Here is a 17,361-nt window from a genome sequence, read left to right on the forward strand (position 1 = left end):
GGGTTGCGCGTCCAACGGAAGAGCTGAAGATATGGCCGGTTTGCAGTTGCAACTCGATCAGATGGTGGATGTGCTGAAGGCAGTGGCAGAGCCAAGCCGTCTGCGCATTCTGGCGCTTCTGGCGCGGGGCGACCTGACGGTTTCCGATCTGACGACCATTCTCGGCCAGTCGCAGCCGCGCGTGTCACGCCATCTCAAGCTATTGGGCGAAGCCGATCTCATCGACCGCTATCAGGAAGGGGCATGGGCCTATTTCCGGTTGGCGGATAATGCGATCTGCGGCGATCTTGCGCGTGGCTTGCTGGCGCGTCTCGACCGTTCCGATGCGCTGGTCGAGCGCGATCTGGAGCGGCTTTCACAGGTCAAATCCAGCCGTCAGGAAAAGGCTGCGGCCTATTTCAGCGCCAATGCAGGCAGCTGGGGTGAAATCCGCAAGCTGCATGTGTCCGAAAATGCGGTTGAAACCGCACTCAAGAAGATCGTCGGCGAGAAGCCGTTTCAGGCCATGCTCGATGTCGGAACCGGTACCGGGCGCTTGCTGGAGCTTTTCGCGCCGCTTTATGCGCGTGGTCTCGGCATCGACATCAATCGCGACATGCTGGCGGTAGCCCGCGCCAATCTCGATCTTGCAGCCATCGGCAATGCGCAGGTGCGTCAGGGCGATGTTTATGCCCTGCCGGTCGAACGTGAGAGCTTCGATCTGGTGACGATCCATCAGGTGCTTCACTTTCTGGACGATCCGCTTTCGGCGATCCGCGAAGGCGCACGTGCGCTACGCCCGAATGGTCGTTTGCTGATTGTCGATTTTGCGCCGCACACGCTCGAATTCCTACGCGAAGACCATGCGCATTTGCGCCTCGGCTTCAGCGACGAGCAGATGCTGGGCTGGATGAAGGAAGCAGGCCTTGAGCCTGAAAAGACGCTGGAGCTTACCCCGAAGGGCGCAAACGGCGATGAGGGACTGACCGTCAAGCTTTGGCTTGCACGCGATCCGCGTCTGCTCATTGCTGATCCGGCAAAGAATGAATCAAGCATGACGGAGACAGTGTGATGGGTTTTTATGGTCTTTCCCGCCGACCGGATGTCGGCCAGACCACCCGGGTATCGTTCGAATTCTTTCCGCCCAAGTCGGAAGAAATGGAACAGCGGCTCTGGGAAACGGTCACACGGCTGGCGCCTTTGCAACCGGAATTCGTCTCGGTCACGTATGGTGCGGGCGGCTCCACGCGTGAGCGTACGATCCGCACCGTCGCGCGTATCCTGAAGGAAACCGATATCCAGCCTGCGGCGCATCTGACCTGTGTGGATGCGACGCGCGAGGAAGTTGACCGCGTAGTCCGCGAGTTCGCCGATCTCGGCGTCAACCGTTTCGTGGCCCTGCGCGGGGATCCGGCTGCGGGTATTGGCGAAAAATATGTGCCGACAACCGGCGGCTATCTGAATGGCGCTGATCTGGTCGGCGGCCTGCGCCAGATTGCGGATTTTGATATTTCGGTTTCGGCCTATCCGGAAAAGCATCCGGAAAGCCCCGATTTCGCAACCGATATCGACATGCTGAAGCGCAAGGTGGACGCTGGTGCAACGCGCGCGATCACGCAGTTCTTCTTCGAGAACGATCTTTATGAGCGTTATGTCGAGCGCGTGCGCCGGGCTGGGATTTATATCCCGATCGTTCCGGGTGTCTTGCCGGTGCATAATTTCAAGCAGGTCAAGAATTTCTGCGCCCGTTCCGCGACGCATATCCCAGCCTGGCTGGCAGAGCGTTTCGACGGGCTGGAAAACGACCCGCAGACGCATCAGCTGGTGGCTGCGGCCATCGCCGCCGAACAGGTTATGGATCTGATCGAACGCGGCGTGCAGGACTTCCATTTCTATACGATGAACCGCGCCGATCTGCCCTATGCGATCTGCCATATGATTGGCATTCGCCCGAAGACCGAAGCGGCTCTGGAGCCTGCCTGAGAACAAAAGAAAGCCCGCCGTTTCGGCGGGCTTTCTGTTTCTTGCGAGACCGGTCTATCCTCGAAACCTGTGTCGCCGTAATGGTCTAATGCGTCTGCTTTACGGTATGACGCCTGCTATCAACGCTGCAACAAATGCAAATGCTGCACAGATCATGAGGACATTCAAAGATCGTGTCAGTCCCATCGGTCTGTCTCCTTCATATGCGCCAGACAAGCGTCCGGCGCGCGCTGGTAGAGACTGGAATCTAAGCGCAAAAAGCCGCGAACAAAAGAAGATTTCGTACTGCAACCTGGCGTGATTGCGAAAAAAACCTTCTGTTTACCACCTAAGTTATTGAAATTTCTGACCTGAAAAATCTGTTCACATTTCATGAAAAAGACACAGAACTGACAGGATTTACGGGGCAATTGCCACAATTTCCACAGGCTGTTTGCGGCGATCCCCCGCTTTTCGTCAGCGGATCAGGGCGAGAAACGCCGACAGGGTCACCACGGAAATGACTGTCGAATAGAGAATGACATTGGAGGTGATGGCCGCCTCGCGCCGGTAATGTTCGGCGAGCATGAAAGGGCCGGTGCCCGTCGGCAATGCCGCGAGAAGAGCGGCACTTTCCGCCATCAGCGGCGGCAATCCGAACACATAGACTGCAAGCAGCCATGTGGCGAGCGGCTGGACGATCAGCTTGACCGAAACGAGGAAGGCAATGGCGTTGACGCTTTCGCGCTCGACCTTGCGCGATTGTGCGAGGAACAGGCCAAGCGCTACAAGCGCGCAAGGCGATGCGGCGCCACCGAGCATTTTCAGAAAAGTTTCGGCAGGGGCGGGGATCGTCAACCCGAGGAAAGAGAAGATCGCTCCAAGTGCTGGTGCAAACAGCAGTGGATTGCGAATGAGCGAGCGGACGACTTTCCAGACGAGATGAAACGGCTTCTTTTCGGTTTGCAGGCCGATTTCGATCAGCACGATCGCAAAGGCGAAAGTGACGCAAACGGTGATGATGATGGAGATGGTGGTTGCGGCCAGAACGCCAGAGCCGAAAGCGATCATCGACAGCGGAATGCCCATATAGCCGGTATTGGGATAGGCGGCATTGAGTCCGTCGAGCGCGGTGTCGGCAAGGGGCAGCTTTCCGCGCAGCCGCACCAGAAAGGGCAGGACGAAGGCGATGGCGCTGCTCAGCAGGAAGACGGCGATGAAGCCCGGCTGCCAGAGTTCGCTGCCATGCGTATTGGCCATGATGTCGAACAAAAGCGCAGGCAGCGCGAGATAGACCACGAAGCGGTTCAGCTCTGCAATGGCATGTGGTCCCAGTATTTTCAGCTTGAAGGCGCCCCATCCGGAGAAAATGAGCGCAAATACAGGCAGGACGACGAGCAGGGTAGTGAGCATGAAACAGGCATTCGTGATGAGAGCAGAATAGGAAAAGGCGCGGGGATGATCCCGCGCCTTATGATGTGCTTAGAGCTTGTCCAGAAGCTCCTGGGTTGGCCAGGAATCGGCAGGCATGCCAAGCCGCATCTGTTCGGCGCGCACGGCATCGCGGGTCAGGAGACCGTAAACGCCGTCGATCTTCGCGCCCATATCATAGCCGCGTGCCTGAAGCTTCGTTTGCAGCTCCTTCATCTGCTCCTGTGTCAAACCCGGAATCGGATTGCCGGGATCGAATGCAGGCGCACCGGCAAGGCGCGTTGCAAAATAGGCGGCGGTCGTCGCGTAGACGATGGACTTGTTCCATTCGACGAAGACGTCGAAATTCGAATAGGACAGGAAAGCCGGGCCCTTGCGGCCAAGCGGCAGCAGCAGAGAGGCATCGCCGTCATCGGGTCCGAGTGGACCATTCAGGCCGGTCACGCCCTGCTCAGCCCACCAGGAATGCGGCTTGCGATTGGTGCGGATGGCTTCTTCCCAAGGCAGATCCTTGGTGATGCGCACTTCTTCCAGCCACGGCTGGCCGCGCTTCCAGCCCAGTTCGGAAATCATGCGACCAGCGGTCATCATGGCGTCAGGAACGCTGTTCTTCAGATCGACCTTGCCGTCGCCGTCACCATCGACGCCGCGCTCCAGATAATCCTTGGGCAGAAGCTGCATCATACCGATTTCGCCAGCCCATGCGCCGGTCGTGCTCGCATCAACAACGCCCGTGTCGAACAGCTTGAGCAGTGCGATCAGCTGCGGACGGAAGAGATCCGGACGGCGGCAGTCATAGGAAAGGGTGACGAGCGCGTTCAGCGTGTCGAAATCACCCTGAATTGCGCCGTAATCGGTTTCAAGGCCCCAGAAAGAGGCAAGAACCGGACCCGGCACGCCGTAGGTTTCTTCAACTTTCTTGAAGACATCGGCATGTTTGACCAGATTTTCCTGGCCTTTTTTCAGGCGCGCTTCGGAGATGAGGCGCTTGGAAAATTCGGTAAAGGTCAGATTGAAAACAGTCTGCTTGCGATCCCGGTCGAGCACTTTCTGCTCAAGCGAAGCCTTGTGCAGCTCGCTGATGCCCTTTTCGCCGACGCCCGCTTCGCGCGCTTCCTTGGCCAGATTTTCGATCCACTGGCCAAGATCGGTTTCGCATTCTGGCTTGGGTGCATTGATGGCAGTTTCAGCCGGAGCCGCGGGTGCCGGAGAGGTATTGGCAGTCTGCGCATTCGACACCGCGGTCGAAGCGAGCAGGGCGGCTGTCATGATGGAAGCAACAAACTTCATCGGTAACTCACACTCGTTTTGCAGGGAGCAACAGGTCCCTTCCAAGGATTGCTAAAGCTATTGCCCCAACAAGCCATGGAAATGAAGCAAAACTTGATGTGTGAGGTCAAACAGGCCCGTCTTAACGGGCCTTGTTGCTTTCCAGCCACTTTTTCCACGTGGCGGCGTCGCCCGCGAAGACATTGATGTCTGCGTCGCCCTTGATGCCCGGAATAACGCCCGTGCCGGTATATTGCCAGAACGTCCACGGATGCGGGCCGTATTTCTCATCCGGATGACCGGCGACCGAGCGCAGCCAGAACGGATAGTCGGGAATCTGGCGCAGATCATTGTCGTCGAAGAAATCGACGGTCGTGTAGATGATCGGGCGCTTGCCATAATGCTTTTCAAGCGCGGCAAGGAAGATGCGCATTTCCTTGCGCACAACCGCCGCATTGGGCCGCAATTTGCAGGTTGGCGATTGCGGGTTCCATTCCATATCCAGAACAGGCGGCAGCGCGGACGGATCGCGCGGCACATTCTGGATATACCAGCGCGCCTGTTCGATGGCCGGACGGCAGAAATAATAGAAATGATAGGCGCTGCGGGGAATGCCCGCCTCGCGTGTGCCATTCCAATGCTCGGTAAAACGGTCATCCACACGGTCACCGCCCTCGGTCGCCTTGATGAAGGCAAAGGAGATGCCGCTGGCGCGCACGGCGCTCCAGTCGGTATTGACCTGATATTTCGAAACGTCGGTGCCGTGGATCGGATAGTGCCACGGCGTCTTGCCGGTCCAGTCATGCGGATCGCGGTCGCCAAAGCGTGGCGCCTTCACAGATCCCGATGGCGGCGGAATGCGGGCGACCGTGCCGTGCTTTTTCACATCAGAAAAATCGTAATCCACCGTCGTACAGGCCGAAAGCAGAACGACGCCCATGCAGGAGGCAAAGCAGGAGCCAAGAAAGTTGCGGCTGGCCAGACGGCTCATGAGACGTTTCATGCAGGGTTTCCGGTGTCGCGAATCAGTCCCTACAACGGTTACGCGATCCGCGACCGGTCGTCATTAGCCCAGTGCTGTTCTTGCTCCTAATTTTAAGCTGAAGCGCGAATAACGGCGATCCACGCAAAGCCGCGATAAAGCACGCGGCGTTCCACCGACAGGCCGCGCTCGGCTGCAAGCCGTTCACACACGGCGAACATGTCCTGACGCGGCGTCACATGGAACCAGTCGAGCCACGTGTAGAGACCACGCTTGAACCATCCGGGCAGGCGGGACTGATCGCCGAAATCGACAATATGTAATTCACCCGCCGGTCCGAGATGCCGGATGCTTTCGCGAATGACCGATTGCCACTGCGGGATCATTGATATGGCGTAAGAAATGAAGATGCGGTCGAAGCCGGTTTGACGGAAAAGTTGTTCGGGGTCGAACTGCGCTGCATCTGCGAGTTCAAGCTCAGTACGGCTTTCGATTCCAGCACGTTTGGCGGCGCTACGGGCGGTATCCAGCATCTCTGCTGAAATATCGATGCCATAGAGTTTCGCATCGGGGTAGTGCTGCGCCGTTTTGACGAGGTTGCGGCCGGTGCCGCAACCGATTTCCAGAACGTTGCCGCCGTCTGGCACATGGAGTGTCGCGATCATCTGGTCGCGACCCAGAAGGTAATATTTGCGGGTCGCATCATAAAAGTGGCGTTGATGGCGGTAAACCTTGTCCATCAAACGCGCATGGCTTGCACCCTGACCATTGCCCTGTGCGCTCGCACGGCTTCCTTCCGGGCTTTGCAGCATGTCAGGCGTCCTTCAGGACATAGAGGTGAAAGCCGCCATAGATCGACGAGCGGTCGCGGTCGTGCAAAGCGCGGGATTCTTCGGCGCGATATTCCCAGCGGTCGAGGACTTCCGGTGCAACACGGCCGGGCAGCAGGCTCGGTTCTGCGGCGGTGCGGAAAATAACGCGAGCACCCGGCGCGGCAGTGCGTGTGATCTCGGTCCAGACGGCATTGAGCTGACTGTCATTCATCCAGTCCTGCGCGTCGAGAAGGATGTAGCGATCCACCGATGCAGCAGGCTTGGCAGCCAGAAAGTCGGTGTAATTGGCGTTCTGGACGGTCATGCGGTCGGCGCGGGCGCGCACCGTTTCGAAATTGGCACGTGACAGATAAGGCGGCAGCGGGCCGGTTTCCTCGTCGCCGCTATAGCCGCGCCCGAAAGCCTGCCAGGCGAAGTAGTTTTCCGTCAGCGGAAAGCCGCAGGCGAGTTTCTCGAGGCGGCTGCGCAGCACCTCGGCCATGTTGCCGTTTCCGGCGGTGGCAAGCGCGTCATATTGCTGGGGCGGGATGCCGAGGCCGAACAGCGAGGACTTACGCGCTGTTGCCCAGCGCACCATGCGCTTTTCGAACAGAGGCGCCAGCGCCGTATCGAAGAAGCTGCGTTGCTCTTCGATGGTGCGCGACTTCAGGATGTCGCGCGGGTCGATGCCGTAGAGGCGCGCCACGCGATGCCCCATGCCAATGAACACACCCAGCAGGCCGTGGCGATAGAGATCGCGCCAGAAGATCGAAATGCGCTGGCGACCGTTCCATTTGCGCTTTTCCCAATAAGCGCGGCTTTCGGCATCGAGATGCGGACGCACGAAGCGCTTGTAGGCGGCAAGATTGGTCTTGTCGTCTGCCTTGCCGTAGAAACGGTAGAAGGCGCTGTAATCGGGCAGGTTCTTGAGCGCTGCGAGTTTCAGCCGGTTGAAGGCGACGTGGGCCTCGTTGAGGTCCACGGCTTCGACGTGGGCCGGATCGGCGGTGAGATAGGACAAGGCGTTACAGCCGCCGGACGCAATGGTGACAATGCGATGACCGGGCTGAATTGCGAGCGCTGTCATATCCACATCGGGGTCTTCCCAGATCTGCGGATAGACCAGCCCCTTGAAGAGCCAGGCGAACAATCTTTCCGAAAAACCTGCGCGGGAAAGCACATGGTTCTGGGTTACTGCACGTTTCAGAATGGTACCGTCAGCTGATTGGTCGGCCATAAAATTCCCCTTTGGGACGAATCCCGCGCTTGGTTTCAAAAAGTTAAACATCGCGCCATGACAGGGGATTGACGGATTAATGACCGCTTTCTGACAGCGAAATGCACGAGTAAGTGCCTGCAATCTTGGCGTTTTATTACGGACGGTAAGACTATTTGAGAGAACCTTTCCTCTTCGCTGCCGTTTTCATCTGTGACGGTGGGTATCGACAGGACTTCTGTGCCTGATCCAACCGCAAAAGTGATCGACCGGTAAGGAGCCGGCCGGACACGAAGAAAGCTACGAAGAGAGCAGAGGGGTGTTCTGCGCAAATTGCGCCATGCTCAACAGGGATAAGCTCGCAACGAGCAAACCCACGCTAGGAAGGAGAGACAATATGAAGAAGTTTCTGATTACGTCTGTTGCCGCCGTGTCGCTTCTGGGCCTTGCCGCCTGCAATGAGAAGAAGGATGACGGCGCCAGCAACGCTCCCGCACCGGCACCGGCTGCGCCTGCCGCACCTTCGAACAATGATACGACGACCACGCCTGCAACGCCGGCTCCGGCTACTCCGGGCACGGGTACAGGCGGTACGGGTAGCGCACCTGCTAATTAAGCGGGATTGTTATTTAGCACCAAGCAAGTGCGGGCAAGTTGCAGCCGGTGAGCTGTCATAGTCCCGTGTGGTAAATGTCATACAGATGGCGGTCCGGGAAACTGGATCGCCATTTGTCCCAGAAGGATTTGCATTGAATGAATGAACCCGCGGCATTTTACGGGAAAGACGGCGCGCAAGCGATTTCCGTGTTTAAACGCAGGCTGTCTTCGGTTATGGCTTTGATCATGAACCGTAACACCTTGTTTTTCGTTGCCGCCATTGTTCTGGTTGCGCTTGCTGCTTGCGGCAAGGGCAATGACGAGAAGGCCGCTGCTCCGGCGCAGGATGGCACCGCTGTTTCGCAGCCTGCCGCACCGGCGGAAGGCGCATCGGACAAAAAGGGTCCGGATCTCGTCAAGGCCTTGCGTGACAATGCCGGTGTAAACACGCCTGAGGAACAGGCTGCTGCCATCGAACGGGCGCGCACCAATGCCGTTTCCGCCGCAAAATCGGTTGGACAGAATGAAGAACAGGCTCAGGCAGCCGGGGAAGCGGCTGCCGCGACAGCGCAACGCTCTTTTACTGAACGCCAGAACGCGGTGCAATCCAACTGAGTTGGGCCAGTGTTCCGGTTGTATGTTTGAAGCGCATTCAGCGCAATAATCTTTCGATGCGGCGCATTTCTCATCACAGACCGGTGATAAGAGCATATAAATAATTGTTTTTTCGACCGCACTTCATGCGGGCGGTTTTCAGCAGCGACGGAATTTTGTAGAACAGAACCATGTCGATTTGGGTTCGCATCGGTGAGTTTGTGGCGTCTGTGACGTCGAACGCTATTACAGGCGTTATCGAGGCTGTGCGCACCGTTTTTGAAGGCGATGCCGATACACGCAGGCGGGTTGCCTTCTCCATTGCCATGATCGCCCTGTCCGCCAAAATGGCGAAAGCCGACGGGGTCGTGACGCAGGACGAGATACGGGCCTTTCAGGATATTTTCGCGGTACCGCAGGAAGAAACTGCCCATGTGGCGCGGCTTTATGATCTGGCCAAGCAGGATGTGGCAGGCTTTGAAAGCTATGCCCGCCAACTGGCCGGTCTCTGTCAGGAAGGGCAGACCGAGTGCCATCTTCTGGAAGATATTCTTGACGGGCTGTTTCATATCGCCAAGGCCGATGGCTATGTCCATGAGAAGGAAATGGCGTTTCTGACCGAGGTTGCAGGCATCTTCGGTTTTGACGAGGTTGCCTTCGACCGCATCGCGATACGGCATGTGCAGCGCGGCGAGGGCGATCCTTACGCCATTCTCGGCCTTGAGCGCGGTGTGTCGTTCGATGATGCGCGCAGCCGCTATCGGACGCTGGTCAAGCAGCATCATCCCGACCGGCTGGTCGCGGAAGGTCTGCCGCTGGAATTCATTACTATTGCCAATGCGCGTCTTGCTGCCATAAACGCTGCCTGGGCAAGCATAGAAAAGCATTTGGAGGCTGCGTAATGCAGGAAACGAGCGGCGCAACCGAATTTCGGGACGAGGATCAGGATCTGGCAGAACTGGCGCTGGAACAGGCCGACTTTGCGGGCGCTGCGCTCGATCCTTCGCCTAATTTCGGTCCGCGTCGTGACGGCAAAATGCCTGTCTATCTGATCCTGCATTATACGGGTCTGGCGACCGCTCAGGAGGCCGTCGACATTCTCAAATCGCCAGAGATGCAGGTCTCGGCCCATTATCTCGTTCATGAGGACGGGCAAGTGGCGCAGATGGTGTCGGAAAAGGCCCGTGCCTGGCATGCAGGCAAAAGCTTCTGGAAGGGCGAGACCGACATCAATTCAGCCTCCATCGGCATTGAAATCGTCAATCCGGGGAATCTGGAAGACTATCCGCCTTTCAAGGATGCGCAGATCGAGGCAGTCATTGGCCTTTGCCGTGATATTTGCGAGCGTTATGCCATTGCGCCGGAAAACGTGCTTGCGCATTCGGACATCGCACCGGCGCGCAAGACCGATCCGGGCCACAACTTTCCGTGGAAGCGTCTGCATGAGGCGGGCATTGGCCACTTCATTGAGCCGACCTCGATCCGTGGCGGACGGTTTCTGGCGCGGGGCGAGCAGGGGCAGCCTGTGGAGGCCTTGCAGTCCATGTTGGCGCTCTACGGCTATGGGATCGAGATCACTGGTGTCTTCGATGAGGACACGGAAACGGTGGTTAAGGCATTTCAGCGTCACTTTCGGCCACAAAATGTAGACGGTGTGGCCGATGTTTCTACCATAGATACCCTCTACAGACTGATTTTTTCCCGGCAAAATGTTACCGCCTGATTGAGCGGCGGTAGCGGGATGACTTTCGCAATTTAATTCGAATTTCGTTCAAATTTTCAAAAATTTAGCCGAATCACTTTTCCGGCTCCGCCTGTGCGGAGGGGTGCCGAATTGCGCCCGTTTGAATCAGTTTTGTTACAACCTGTAAGACGATTTTACTTTTGCAACCAATCTTCGGCTGCATTTCCCCGTCAGATCATCGATTAATCCCGGCGGAAATGGGCCTTGAGAGCCTATACCAACCGGGACCTGAATAAACGGGATCGTCTCCCCCCAAGACGGGCGCTCCCCCATAAGAAACGTTCCAAGACGGTAGGTTATGAAAGTAAAATTTGTTATTGTTAGCGCCCTTGTTGGCGCGATGAGTTCGTTTGGCCTGAATCCGGCGCTTAGCGCCCCTGCAAGTGAACCAACCAACCTCGCAGCTCTTCTCAAGGCGCGTCAGCAGAACAAAGTTGCTGAGGCCGATAAGGCAAAGACTTCGGTTAAAAAGGTGTCGGTCATCACCAACCGTGCTGCGCCTGTGGGCAAGGGTTCCAAGTCCGGTGGCTCCAGCCGTTCGACCAAGAGCGGCGGAAGCTATTCGCAGATCATCAACCGCTACGCTTCGACCTATGGCGTGCCGTCCTCGCTCGCTCATGCTGTCGTGCGCCACGAAAGCAATTTCCAGCCGAATGTGCGCGGTGCTGCAGGCGAAATCGGCCTGATGCAGATCAAGCTCTCGACGGCGCGCGCCATGGGCTATTCCGGCTCGGCCAAGGGGCTTTATGAGCCTGCGACCAACATCCAGTACGGCATGAAGTATCTCGCCATGGCGCAGAAGCTCGGCGGCGGCAGCACCTGCGGCACGATCCTGAAATACAATGCCGGTCATGGCGCAACGCGCATGAACCCGATCTCTGCAAAATATTGCAGCTCGGTGAAGGCATATATGGCCGGGCTTTAAATACAGCTTTTGGAGTTCGCTCCAGAATTTACGTCGGCGGTTGCGTAGAGTTTCAAGCCGTTTGATGTGAACGAAAAGCCGGTAGCGGTTTTGCTACCGGCTTTTCTGTTGCTTTTTCGGACAGAAGCGAATTTATACGCGGTGTCAGTCGGTCGGGCAGCCGCGCTTGTCATATGCCGAAAGGCGGCAGGTGAGGAAAGTCCGGGCTCCATGGAAATACGGTGCCGGGTAACGCCCGGCGGGGGCGACCCCAGGGATAGTGCCACAGAAAGTAAACCGCCTCGTCTTCCGTATCGTTGTGCAAAAGCTGCAACGACAGGGATGACGAGGTAAGGGTGAAAGGGTGGGGTAAGAGCCCACCGCGTCTGCAGCAATGGAGACGGCACGGTAAACCCCACCGGGAGCAAAACCGAATAGGGACGGCGCGCCGGTTCGCAAGGACCGGCAATCGGTTTCCGGATCAGTCGTCCGGGTGGGTTGCAAGAGGCGGGTGGCGACATCCGTCCCAGATGAATGGCTGCCACGTCGGGCGAAAGCCCGGCCATACAGAACCCGGCTTACAGACCGGCTGACACTACTTTACGATCAGAAAAAGCCCGGCTTTGAGCCGGGCTTTTTCTTTCTGCGGCGCGGTTGCTTGGGAGGCGCTGCGGTAGTCCTTTAATTTAACGCGCATCTTTTCCGAAAACCGTTTCACACTTTTCGGGATGCGCTCCAGATGGATCAGATCGGCACGCCGCTGAAGAAATCGTAGATGAGCTTCAGGTTCAGCACGACAATGATGATGGCAGTGATGGCCGCGAGGAAGGTGACCCAGCGCGGCGCGACCAGCGATCCCATCTTCTTCTTTTCTGCGGTGAACATGACCAGCGGTATCACCGCGAAAGGCAATTGCAGGCTTAGTACGACCTGCGACAGGATCAGGAGTTCCGTCGTGCCCTGCGACCCGTACATGATCGTGACAACAGCTGCGGGAACAATGGCCACGAAGCGTGTGATGGCGCGGCGCAGCCACGGTTTCAACCGGATGCGGATAAAGCCTTCCATGACGATCTGCCCGGCCATGGTGGCGGTGATGGTCGAGTTCAGACCGCAGCAGAGAAGCGCGATGGCAAAAAGCGTTGGCGCAAGCGATGATCCGAGCAGCGGGTTGAGCAGGGCATGGGCCTTGTCGAGATCTTCCACGCCGGTATTCCCGGTCGCGTTGAAGCTGGCTGCCGCGAGGATCAGGATCGATGCATTGACCAGCAGCGCAAAAGTCAGTGCGATGGTGGAATCGAGCGTCGAATAGCGAATGGCCTCGCGCTTTTCAGCGGTGGTGTGCCCATAGTCGCGGGTCTGCACGATGCCGGAATGCAGATAGAGATTATGCGGCATGACCGTCGCACCGATAATGCCGAGCGCTATATAAAGCATGTCCGGATTGCGGATGATCTCGACCGTTGGCGCAAATCCGAGAATGACCTCATTCCATTTTGGCTGCGCCATCAGGATCTGGACCAGGAAGCAGATCGCGATGACGGCCAGAAGCGTCATGATGAGCGCTTCAACGCGGCGGAAGCCCTTGTTTTGCAGATAGAGCACAAGAAGCACGTCGGCGGCGGTGATGATGACGCCGATTTCGAGCGGAATGCCGAACAGAAGATTGAGGCCGATGGCCGTGCCGATGACTTCCGCAAGATCGGTGGCGCAGATTGCGAGTTCCGCCAGAAGCCATAGCGGCCAGGCGAGAATGCGCGGATAGGCGTCGCGGCAGGCTTGCGCCAGATCGCGCCCGGTGGCGATTGCAAGTCGCGTGCACAGCGCCTGCAGCAGAACGGCCATCAGATTGGACAGAAGTACGACCGAAAGCAGCGCATAGCCGAAGCGGGAGCCGCCGGCGAGCGAGGTCGCCCAGTTGCCGGGATCCATATAGCCGACGGCGACAAGATAGCCGGGACCAACAAAGGCCATGGCCCTGCGAAAGCGTGACCCGGAACGGTTGACCGCCACGGAACGATGAACATCGGACATAGAGGCTTCGCCTCGATCCCGCCGCCAGCCTTCAAAGGTGACGTCGTGACCTTCGGATGGGCCCGCACCATGGGGTGTCATTATAAAGACCTTTATTACCAATATGCACTTGCAAACTATTTGCATTTAATAATGGCAGACGGGTGATGCGTCAATAGTGTGGAGGGGAATAGGGGAATAGGGGAATAGGGGAATAGGGGAATAGGGGAATAGGGGAATAGGGTAGGAACTCGGAGCCTCTAAAAAAATCGCTTGCGCCGAACGAGCGCCCGCGATCCTCTTCCCTTACTCCCTTACTCCCTTACTCCCTTACTCCCTTACTCCCTTACTCCCTTACTCCCTTACTCCCTTACTCCCTTACTCCCTTACTCCCTTACTCCCTTCAATATTCCTGTGCGCTGATGCAAAGGATAACGCTTCATTAAGCTTAATATCCGATAACTGACGAACGAATCCGCCTGATCGTCTCCATGACGGCAAAAGGCCGGAATCCACAGACAGAACACAGGATAGCGGGGGCAACTCCCGGGAAAGGAACGGAATGATGGCGAGCCTCGGCGGAGACAAATCTCAAGCCGAAGGGGCTGAAGTCCGTCACGTTCCGGTGTTGATTTCCGAGGTGATTGACGCTCTCAAGCCCCAGCCCGGCGAAGTTATCGTCGATGGCACCTTCGGGGCAGGCGGCTACACCCGTCGCATATTGGATGAGGGGGCCGAAGTGATCGCGATAGACCGCGATCCGACGGCCATCGAAGCCGGACGCGCCATGGAAAAGCAGTTTCCGGGGCGTCTGCATCTGGTGGAAAGCCGGTTTTCGGCGCTGGATTCAGCGGTCGCGCAAGTGAAGGGAGCAGGCAGCAAGGTGGATGGCGTTGTGCTCGATATCGGTGTTTCGTCGATGCAGATCGATGAAGCCGAGCGCGGTTTCTCCTTCCAGAAGGACGGACCGCTCGACATGCGCATGTCAAGCAAAGGGCCCAGTGCTGCCGATGTCGTCAATCGTCTGAAAATGGGTGATCTGGCGCGTATATTCAATTTCCTCGGCGAAGAACGTCATGCCGGGCGCATCGCACGGATGATCGAGAAGCGCCGCGAAGCGCAGGCTTTCAGCCGCACGCTTGATCTCGCCAATGCCATCGAATCGCTGGTCGGTCGTAATCCTAAGGTACCTATTCATCCCGCAACGCGGGTGTTTCAGGCGCTGCGCATCTATGTGAATGACGAGTTGGGCGAACTGGCCCGTGCACTTTTGGCTGCCGAACAGGTTTTGAAACCCGGCGGACGGCTGGTGGTGGTGACATTCCACTCACTCGAAGACCGCATGGTGAAGCGTTACTTCGCGGATCGCGCAGGCGGTAGCGCGGGTTCGCGCCACATGCCGGAAACGCATGTGCGTCATCCGAGTTTTACGCCCGCCGTCAAAGGCGCTGTCGGGCCGACGCCGGAGGAAGAAGCCAGCAATCCACGTGCGCGCTCGGCGAAGCTGCGCGCCGGACTGCGGACTGTAAATCCGCCGCTTGAAGATGATCTTTCGCTGTTCGGGCTCCCCAAATTGCCTGAAACGCATGAACTGGGCCGGAGTTGAACGAGTGCTGCGTACTTTTGATCTCATCATGATTGCGGCGATGTTGGTGGCAGCAGCTGTCACCTACACCATCAAGTATGACGCCGAAAAACAGGTCGCGGTCATCGCCAAGCTGACGCGCCAGATCAATTCCGAGCGCGATACGATTACGCTGTTGCGTGCTGACTGGGCACTGATGACGCAGCCGGGTCGCCTGCAAAGCCTGACCGGCGTCTATGAAAAAGAACTGAACCTGCAGCCGATCGTGGCCGAGCAGCTTATCCTGAGCGCTGCCGATATTCCAGAGCGTCCGCTGGACGACATCCAGAAAATCATCTCCGGCACCGATGAACTGGTCGCAAGCGGCGTGCTCGAACAGGACAAGATCACAACCGGTAGCATCAAGAAGAAGAGCGGGGCAAAGCACTGATCATGCGGCTGAAACTCGGTCTCTCCAAGAAGAAGAATAAAAATGCGATGGACGGTCTGGAGCCGGTCGGCGATGAAAAGCTGGCTGGCAACATGGCTTTTGTCGGTTCGCGTAAAAAGCACGGCAATCGTGCTCGTAATCGTTTGTGGATGGCGATTGCCTGCTTCGTCGGTATCTATGGCGTGATTGGCGGCAAGCTCGTCTATTTCGGCATGATCGGCGGTGAGGACGAAGACGCTTCCGGCCCGGCGGTGCATCAGCTCGCCTCGCGTCCGGATATTCTGGACCGTAACGGCGAAATTCTCGCGACCGACATCAACACCGCTTCGCTTTATGCCGAACCGCGCAAGATCGTCGATCCGGATGAAACCATCGAGATGCTGTCCACGGTGCTGCCCGATCTGGATTGGGAAGCGACCTATAAGCGCCTCAAGAGCGGCGCAGGCTTCGTCTGGGTCAAGCGCGGCCTGACACCGAAGCAACAGAGCCAGATCATGGCGCTCGGCGTGCCAGGCATCGGCTTCCGTACCGAAAAGCGCCGCTTCTATCCGGGCGGTCCGACCGCATCGCATATTCTCGGTCTGGTCAATGTCGATAACCAGGGCATTGCCGGTATGGAGAAATATATCGACAGCCAGGGCCTGACCGATCTTCGTCTTGCTGGTCTTGCAACCGGCCAATCGCTTGAGCCGGTGCGCCTGTCCATCGATATTCGCGTGCAGCACATCATGCGCGACGTTCTGGTCAAGGCTATGGAGCGCTATCGCGCTATTGCTGCCGGTGCCGTCGTTCTCAACATCAAGACCGGCGAAGTGATCGCCATGGCCTCGGTGCCGGATTTCGATCCGAACAACCCGGTCAATGCGCTCGACAAGGATCGTTTGAACCGCATGTCGGCGGGCACCTATGAAATGGGCTCGACCATCAAGACCTTCACGACGGCCATGGCGCTCGATTCCGGCAAGTTCACCTTGCAGTCGAAGCTCGATGCAACGCGTCCATTGGTGTTCGGTCGCCAGACCATCCGCGACTTCCACGGCAAGGGCCGCTGGCTGACACTGCCGGAAGTCTTCATCTTCTCGTCGAATATCGGTTCGGGTCGCGAAGCCGATGCCGTCGGCATCGAAGGCCACCGCGCCTTCCTCAAGAAGATGGGTCTTCTTGACCGCATGCAGACGGAATTGCCGGAAGTGGCGCGTCCGGTCGAGCCGCGCGTCTGGAAGAAGGTTCATTCGATGACCATCTCGTTTGGTCACGGCATGATGACGACTCCGCTTCAGACGGCAGTGGGTGCGGCAGCACTTATGAATGGCGGAAAGCTGTTCAACCCGACCTTCCTGATGCGGTCTCAGGCTGAAACGGTTGCGCTCGGAGAGAAGCAGGTCGTTCATCCACAAGTTTCTGCTGATATGCGTTATCTCTACCGCCTCAATGCCACGGCGCCGGGCGGTTCGGGTAAGCGCGCAGCCGTTCCGGGCTATCGCGTCGGCGGAAAGACGGGTACGGCTGAAAAGGTGGTTCACGGTCGCTATTCGAAGGATTCGCGCTTTAACGCCTTCCTTGCTTCGTTCCCGATCGAAGATCCGGCCTATGTCGTGCTGACCATCATCGATGAGCCGAAGCCGGAACAGGGCAAATTCGGTGCGACCGCGGGCTTCAATGCTGCGCCGATGGTCTATGAAATCATCAGCCGCTCGGCATCCTTCCTGGGCGTCAAACCTGACTTCGAACTGGATGCGCAACCGGCAACTGTTAGCAATATGAGCGGCGGGCCTGATTTAAAACAGGAATTGCCGCCAGCAATGGTTTCCAACGAATACGACTGATTCGCGCAGCATAGCTT

At 57.6% G+C, this 17,361-nt stretch carries 15 protein-coding genes, 1 other RNA gene and 1 pseudogene; 11 read left to right on the forward strand and 6 right to left on the reverse strand.

What is annotated here, in order from left to right; translation table 11 throughout:
* Positions 1 to 31: 31 nt before the first annotated feature.
* A complete protein-coding gene (locus tag FHW03_RS13115) occupies positions 32 to 1,051 on the forward strand; it encodes a metalloregulator ArsR/SmtB family transcription factor (protein ID WP_182521034.1) in 1,020 nt (339 codons plus the stop codon).
* Positions 1,051 to 1,962: a methylenetetrahydrofolate reductase [NAD(P)H] gene (metF, locus tag FHW03_RS13120; protein WP_182521035.1), complete on the forward strand. Its 912-nt coding sequence runs from the start codon at positions 1,051 to 1,053 to the stop codon at positions 1,960 to 1,962. Before FHW03_RS13115 ends, metF begins: the two co-directional genes overlap by 1 nt.
* 456 nt (positions 1,963 to 2,418) lie before the next feature.
* Here the strand turns inward: metF and FHW03_RS13125 are convergent, their stop codons facing one another.
* The 5 genes from FHW03_RS13125 to FHW03_RS13145 all read right to left on the reverse strand — a co-directional run bounded on the left by FHW03_RS13125 (position 2,419) and on the right by FHW03_RS13145 (position 7,672).
* Positions 2,419 to 3,354, reverse strand: a complete 936-nt coding sequence (locus tag FHW03_RS13125) for an AEC family transporter (protein WP_078338674.1) — start codon at positions 3,352 to 3,354, stop codon at positions 2,419 to 2,421.
* Between the two features lie 69 nt (positions 3,355 to 3,423).
* A complete protein-coding gene (locus tag FHW03_RS13130; RefSeq protein WP_182521036.1) occupies positions 3,424 to 4,662 on the reverse strand; it encodes a lytic murein transglycosylase in 1,239 nt (412 codons plus the stop codon).
* A 121-nt stretch (positions 4,663 to 4,783) separates the two neighbouring features.
* On the reverse strand, positions 4,784 to 5,632 hold the full coding sequence (locus tag FHW03_RS13135) for a GH25 family lysozyme (RefSeq protein ID WP_078338862.1): 849 nt from the start codon (positions 5,630 to 5,632) through the stop codon (positions 4,784 to 4,786).
* A 104-nt stretch (positions 5,633 to 5,736) separates the two neighbouring features.
* On the reverse strand, positions 5,737 to 6,435 hold the full coding sequence (locus tag FHW03_RS13140; protein ID WP_182521037.1) for a class I SAM-dependent methyltransferase: 699 nt from the start codon (positions 6,433 to 6,435) through the stop codon (positions 5,737 to 5,739).
* Between the two features lies 1 nt (position 6,436).
* Positions 6,437 to 7,672 carry a DUF3419 family protein gene (locus tag FHW03_RS13145; RefSeq protein ID WP_182521038.1) on the reverse strand — a complete coding sequence of 412 codons (1,236 nt, stop codon included), beginning with the start codon at positions 7,670 to 7,672 and terminating at the stop codon, positions 6,437 to 6,439.
* A gap of 376 nt (positions 7,673 to 8,048) precedes the next feature.
* On the opposite strand from FHW03_RS13145, the gene FHW03_RS13150 reads away from it, so the two are divergent.
* The 6 genes and pseudogenes from FHW03_RS13150 (at position 8,049) to rnpB (ending at position 12,087) form a co-directional block, all read left to right on the forward strand.
* Positions 8,049 to 8,267: a hypothetical protein gene (locus tag FHW03_RS13150; RefSeq protein WP_113534689.1), complete on the forward strand. Its 219-nt coding sequence runs from the start codon at positions 8,049 to 8,051 to the stop codon at positions 8,265 to 8,267.
* A 141-nt stretch (positions 8,268 to 8,408) separates the two neighbouring features.
* Positions 8,409 to 8,863: pseudogene (locus tag FHW03_RS13155) on the forward strand (antifreeze protein).
* A 170-nt stretch (positions 8,864 to 9,033) separates the two neighbouring features.
* Positions 9,034 to 9,744: a DnaJ family molecular chaperone gene (locus FHW03_RS13160; protein ID WP_182521040.1), complete on the forward strand. Its 711-nt coding sequence runs from the start codon at positions 9,034 to 9,036 to the stop codon at positions 9,742 to 9,744.
* Entirely contained in the window at positions 9,744 to 10,565 is an 822-nt protein-coding gene (locus FHW03_RS13165; protein WP_182521041.1) for an N-acetylmuramoyl-L-alanine amidase, read from the forward strand. Before FHW03_RS13160 ends, FHW03_RS13165 begins: the two co-directional genes overlap by 1 nt.
* Positions 10,566 to 10,884: 319 nt before the next feature.
* A complete protein-coding gene (locus tag FHW03_RS13170) occupies positions 10,885 to 11,511 on the forward strand; it encodes a transglycosylase SLT domain-containing protein (protein ID WP_182521042.1) in 627 nt (208 codons plus the stop codon).
* Between the two features lie 144 nt (positions 11,512 to 11,655).
* An RNA gene (rnpB, locus tag FHW03_RS13175) (RNase P RNA component class A) lies at positions 11,656 to 12,087 on the forward strand.
* A gap of 147 nt (positions 12,088 to 12,234) precedes the next feature.
* Here rnpB and FHW03_RS13180 read toward each other — a convergent pair.
* A complete protein-coding gene (locus FHW03_RS13180; protein WP_182521043.1) occupies positions 12,235 to 13,605 on the reverse strand; it encodes an Nramp family divalent metal transporter in 1,371 nt (456 codons plus the stop codon).
* 460 nt (positions 13,606 to 14,065) lie between these two features.
* Here FHW03_RS13180 and rsmH point away from each other — a divergent pair, with 460 nt between their 5' ends.
* From rsmH to FHW03_RS13195, 3 genes are read left to right on the forward strand one after another with little or no spacing between them, the layout of a single operon-like run.
* Positions 14,066 to 15,109, forward strand: a complete 1,044-nt coding sequence (rsmH, locus tag FHW03_RS13185) for a 16S rRNA (cytosine(1402)-N(4))-methyltransferase RsmH (protein WP_182521044.1) — start codon at positions 14,066 to 14,068, stop codon at positions 15,107 to 15,109.
* A gap of 4 nt (positions 15,110 to 15,113) precedes the next feature.
* Positions 15,114 to 15,518: a hypothetical protein gene (locus FHW03_RS13190; RefSeq protein WP_078339417.1), complete on the forward strand. Its 405-nt coding sequence runs from the start codon at positions 15,114 to 15,116 to the stop codon at positions 15,516 to 15,518.
* A gap of 2 nt (positions 15,519 to 15,520) precedes the next feature.
* Positions 15,521 to 17,344, forward strand: coding sequence for a penicillin-binding protein 2 (locus tag FHW03_RS13195; protein WP_182521045.1), 1,824 nt, complete (start codon positions 15,521 to 15,523; stop codon positions 17,342 to 17,344).
* Positions 17,345 to 17,361: the final 17 nt, after the last annotated feature.

It is taken from the genome of Ochrobactrum sp. RH2CCR150 (assembly GCA_014138095.1).
In the GTDB taxonomy this organism is placed as follows: domain Bacteria; phylum Pseudomonadota; class Alphaproteobacteria; order Rhizobiales; family Rhizobiaceae; genus Brucella; species Brucella gambitense.

Coding starts and splice junctions, on each gene's coding strand:
- FHW03_RS13115 (WP_182521034.1), top strand. CDS start 32: ATGGCCGGTTTGCAGTTGCAACTCGATCAGATGGTGGATGTGCTGAAG.
- metF (WP_182521035.1), top strand. CDS start 1,051: ATGGGTTTTTATGGTCTTTCCCGCCGACCGGATGTCGGCCAGACCACC.
- FHW03_RS13125 (WP_078338674.1), bottom strand. CDS start 3,354: ATGCTCACTACCCTGCTCGTCGTCCTGCCTGTATTTGCGCTCATTTTC.
- FHW03_RS13130 (WP_182521036.1), bottom strand. CDS start 4,662: ATGAAGTTTGTTGCTTCCATCATGACAGCCGCCCTGCTCGCTTCGACC.
- FHW03_RS13135 (WP_078338862.1), bottom strand. CDS start 5,632: ATGAGCCGTCTGGCCAGCCGCAACTTTCTTGGCTCCTGCTTTGCCTCC.
- FHW03_RS13140 (WP_182521037.1), bottom strand. CDS start 6,435: ATGCTGCAAAGCCCGGAAGGAAGCCGTGCGAGCGCACAGGGCAATGGT.
- FHW03_RS13145 (WP_182521038.1), bottom strand. CDS start 7,672: ATGGCCGACCAATCAGCTGACGGTACCATTCTGAAACGTGCAGTAACC.
- FHW03_RS13150 (WP_113534689.1), top strand. CDS start 8,049: ATGAAGAAGTTTCTGATTACGTCTGTTGCCGCCGTGTCGCTTCTGGGC.
- FHW03_RS13160 (WP_182521040.1), top strand. CDS start 9,034: ATGTCGATTTGGGTTCGCATCGGTGAGTTTGTGGCGTCTGTGACGTCG.
- FHW03_RS13165 (WP_182521041.1), top strand. CDS start 9,744: ATGCAGGAAACGAGCGGCGCAACCGAATTTCGGGACGAGGATCAGGAT.
- FHW03_RS13170 (WP_182521042.1), top strand. CDS start 10,885: ATGAAAGTAAAATTTGTTATTGTTAGCGCCCTTGTTGGCGCGATGAGT.
- FHW03_RS13180 (WP_182521043.1), bottom strand. CDS start 13,605: ATGACACCCCATGGTGCGGGCCCATCCGAAGGTCACGACGTCACCTTT.
- rsmH (WP_182521044.1), top strand. CDS start 14,066: ATGATGGCGAGCCTCGGCGGAGACAAATCTCAAGCCGAAGGGGCTGAA.
- FHW03_RS13195 (WP_182521045.1), top strand. CDS start 15,521: ATGCGGCTGAAACTCGGTCTCTCCAAGAAGAAGAATAAAAATGCGATG.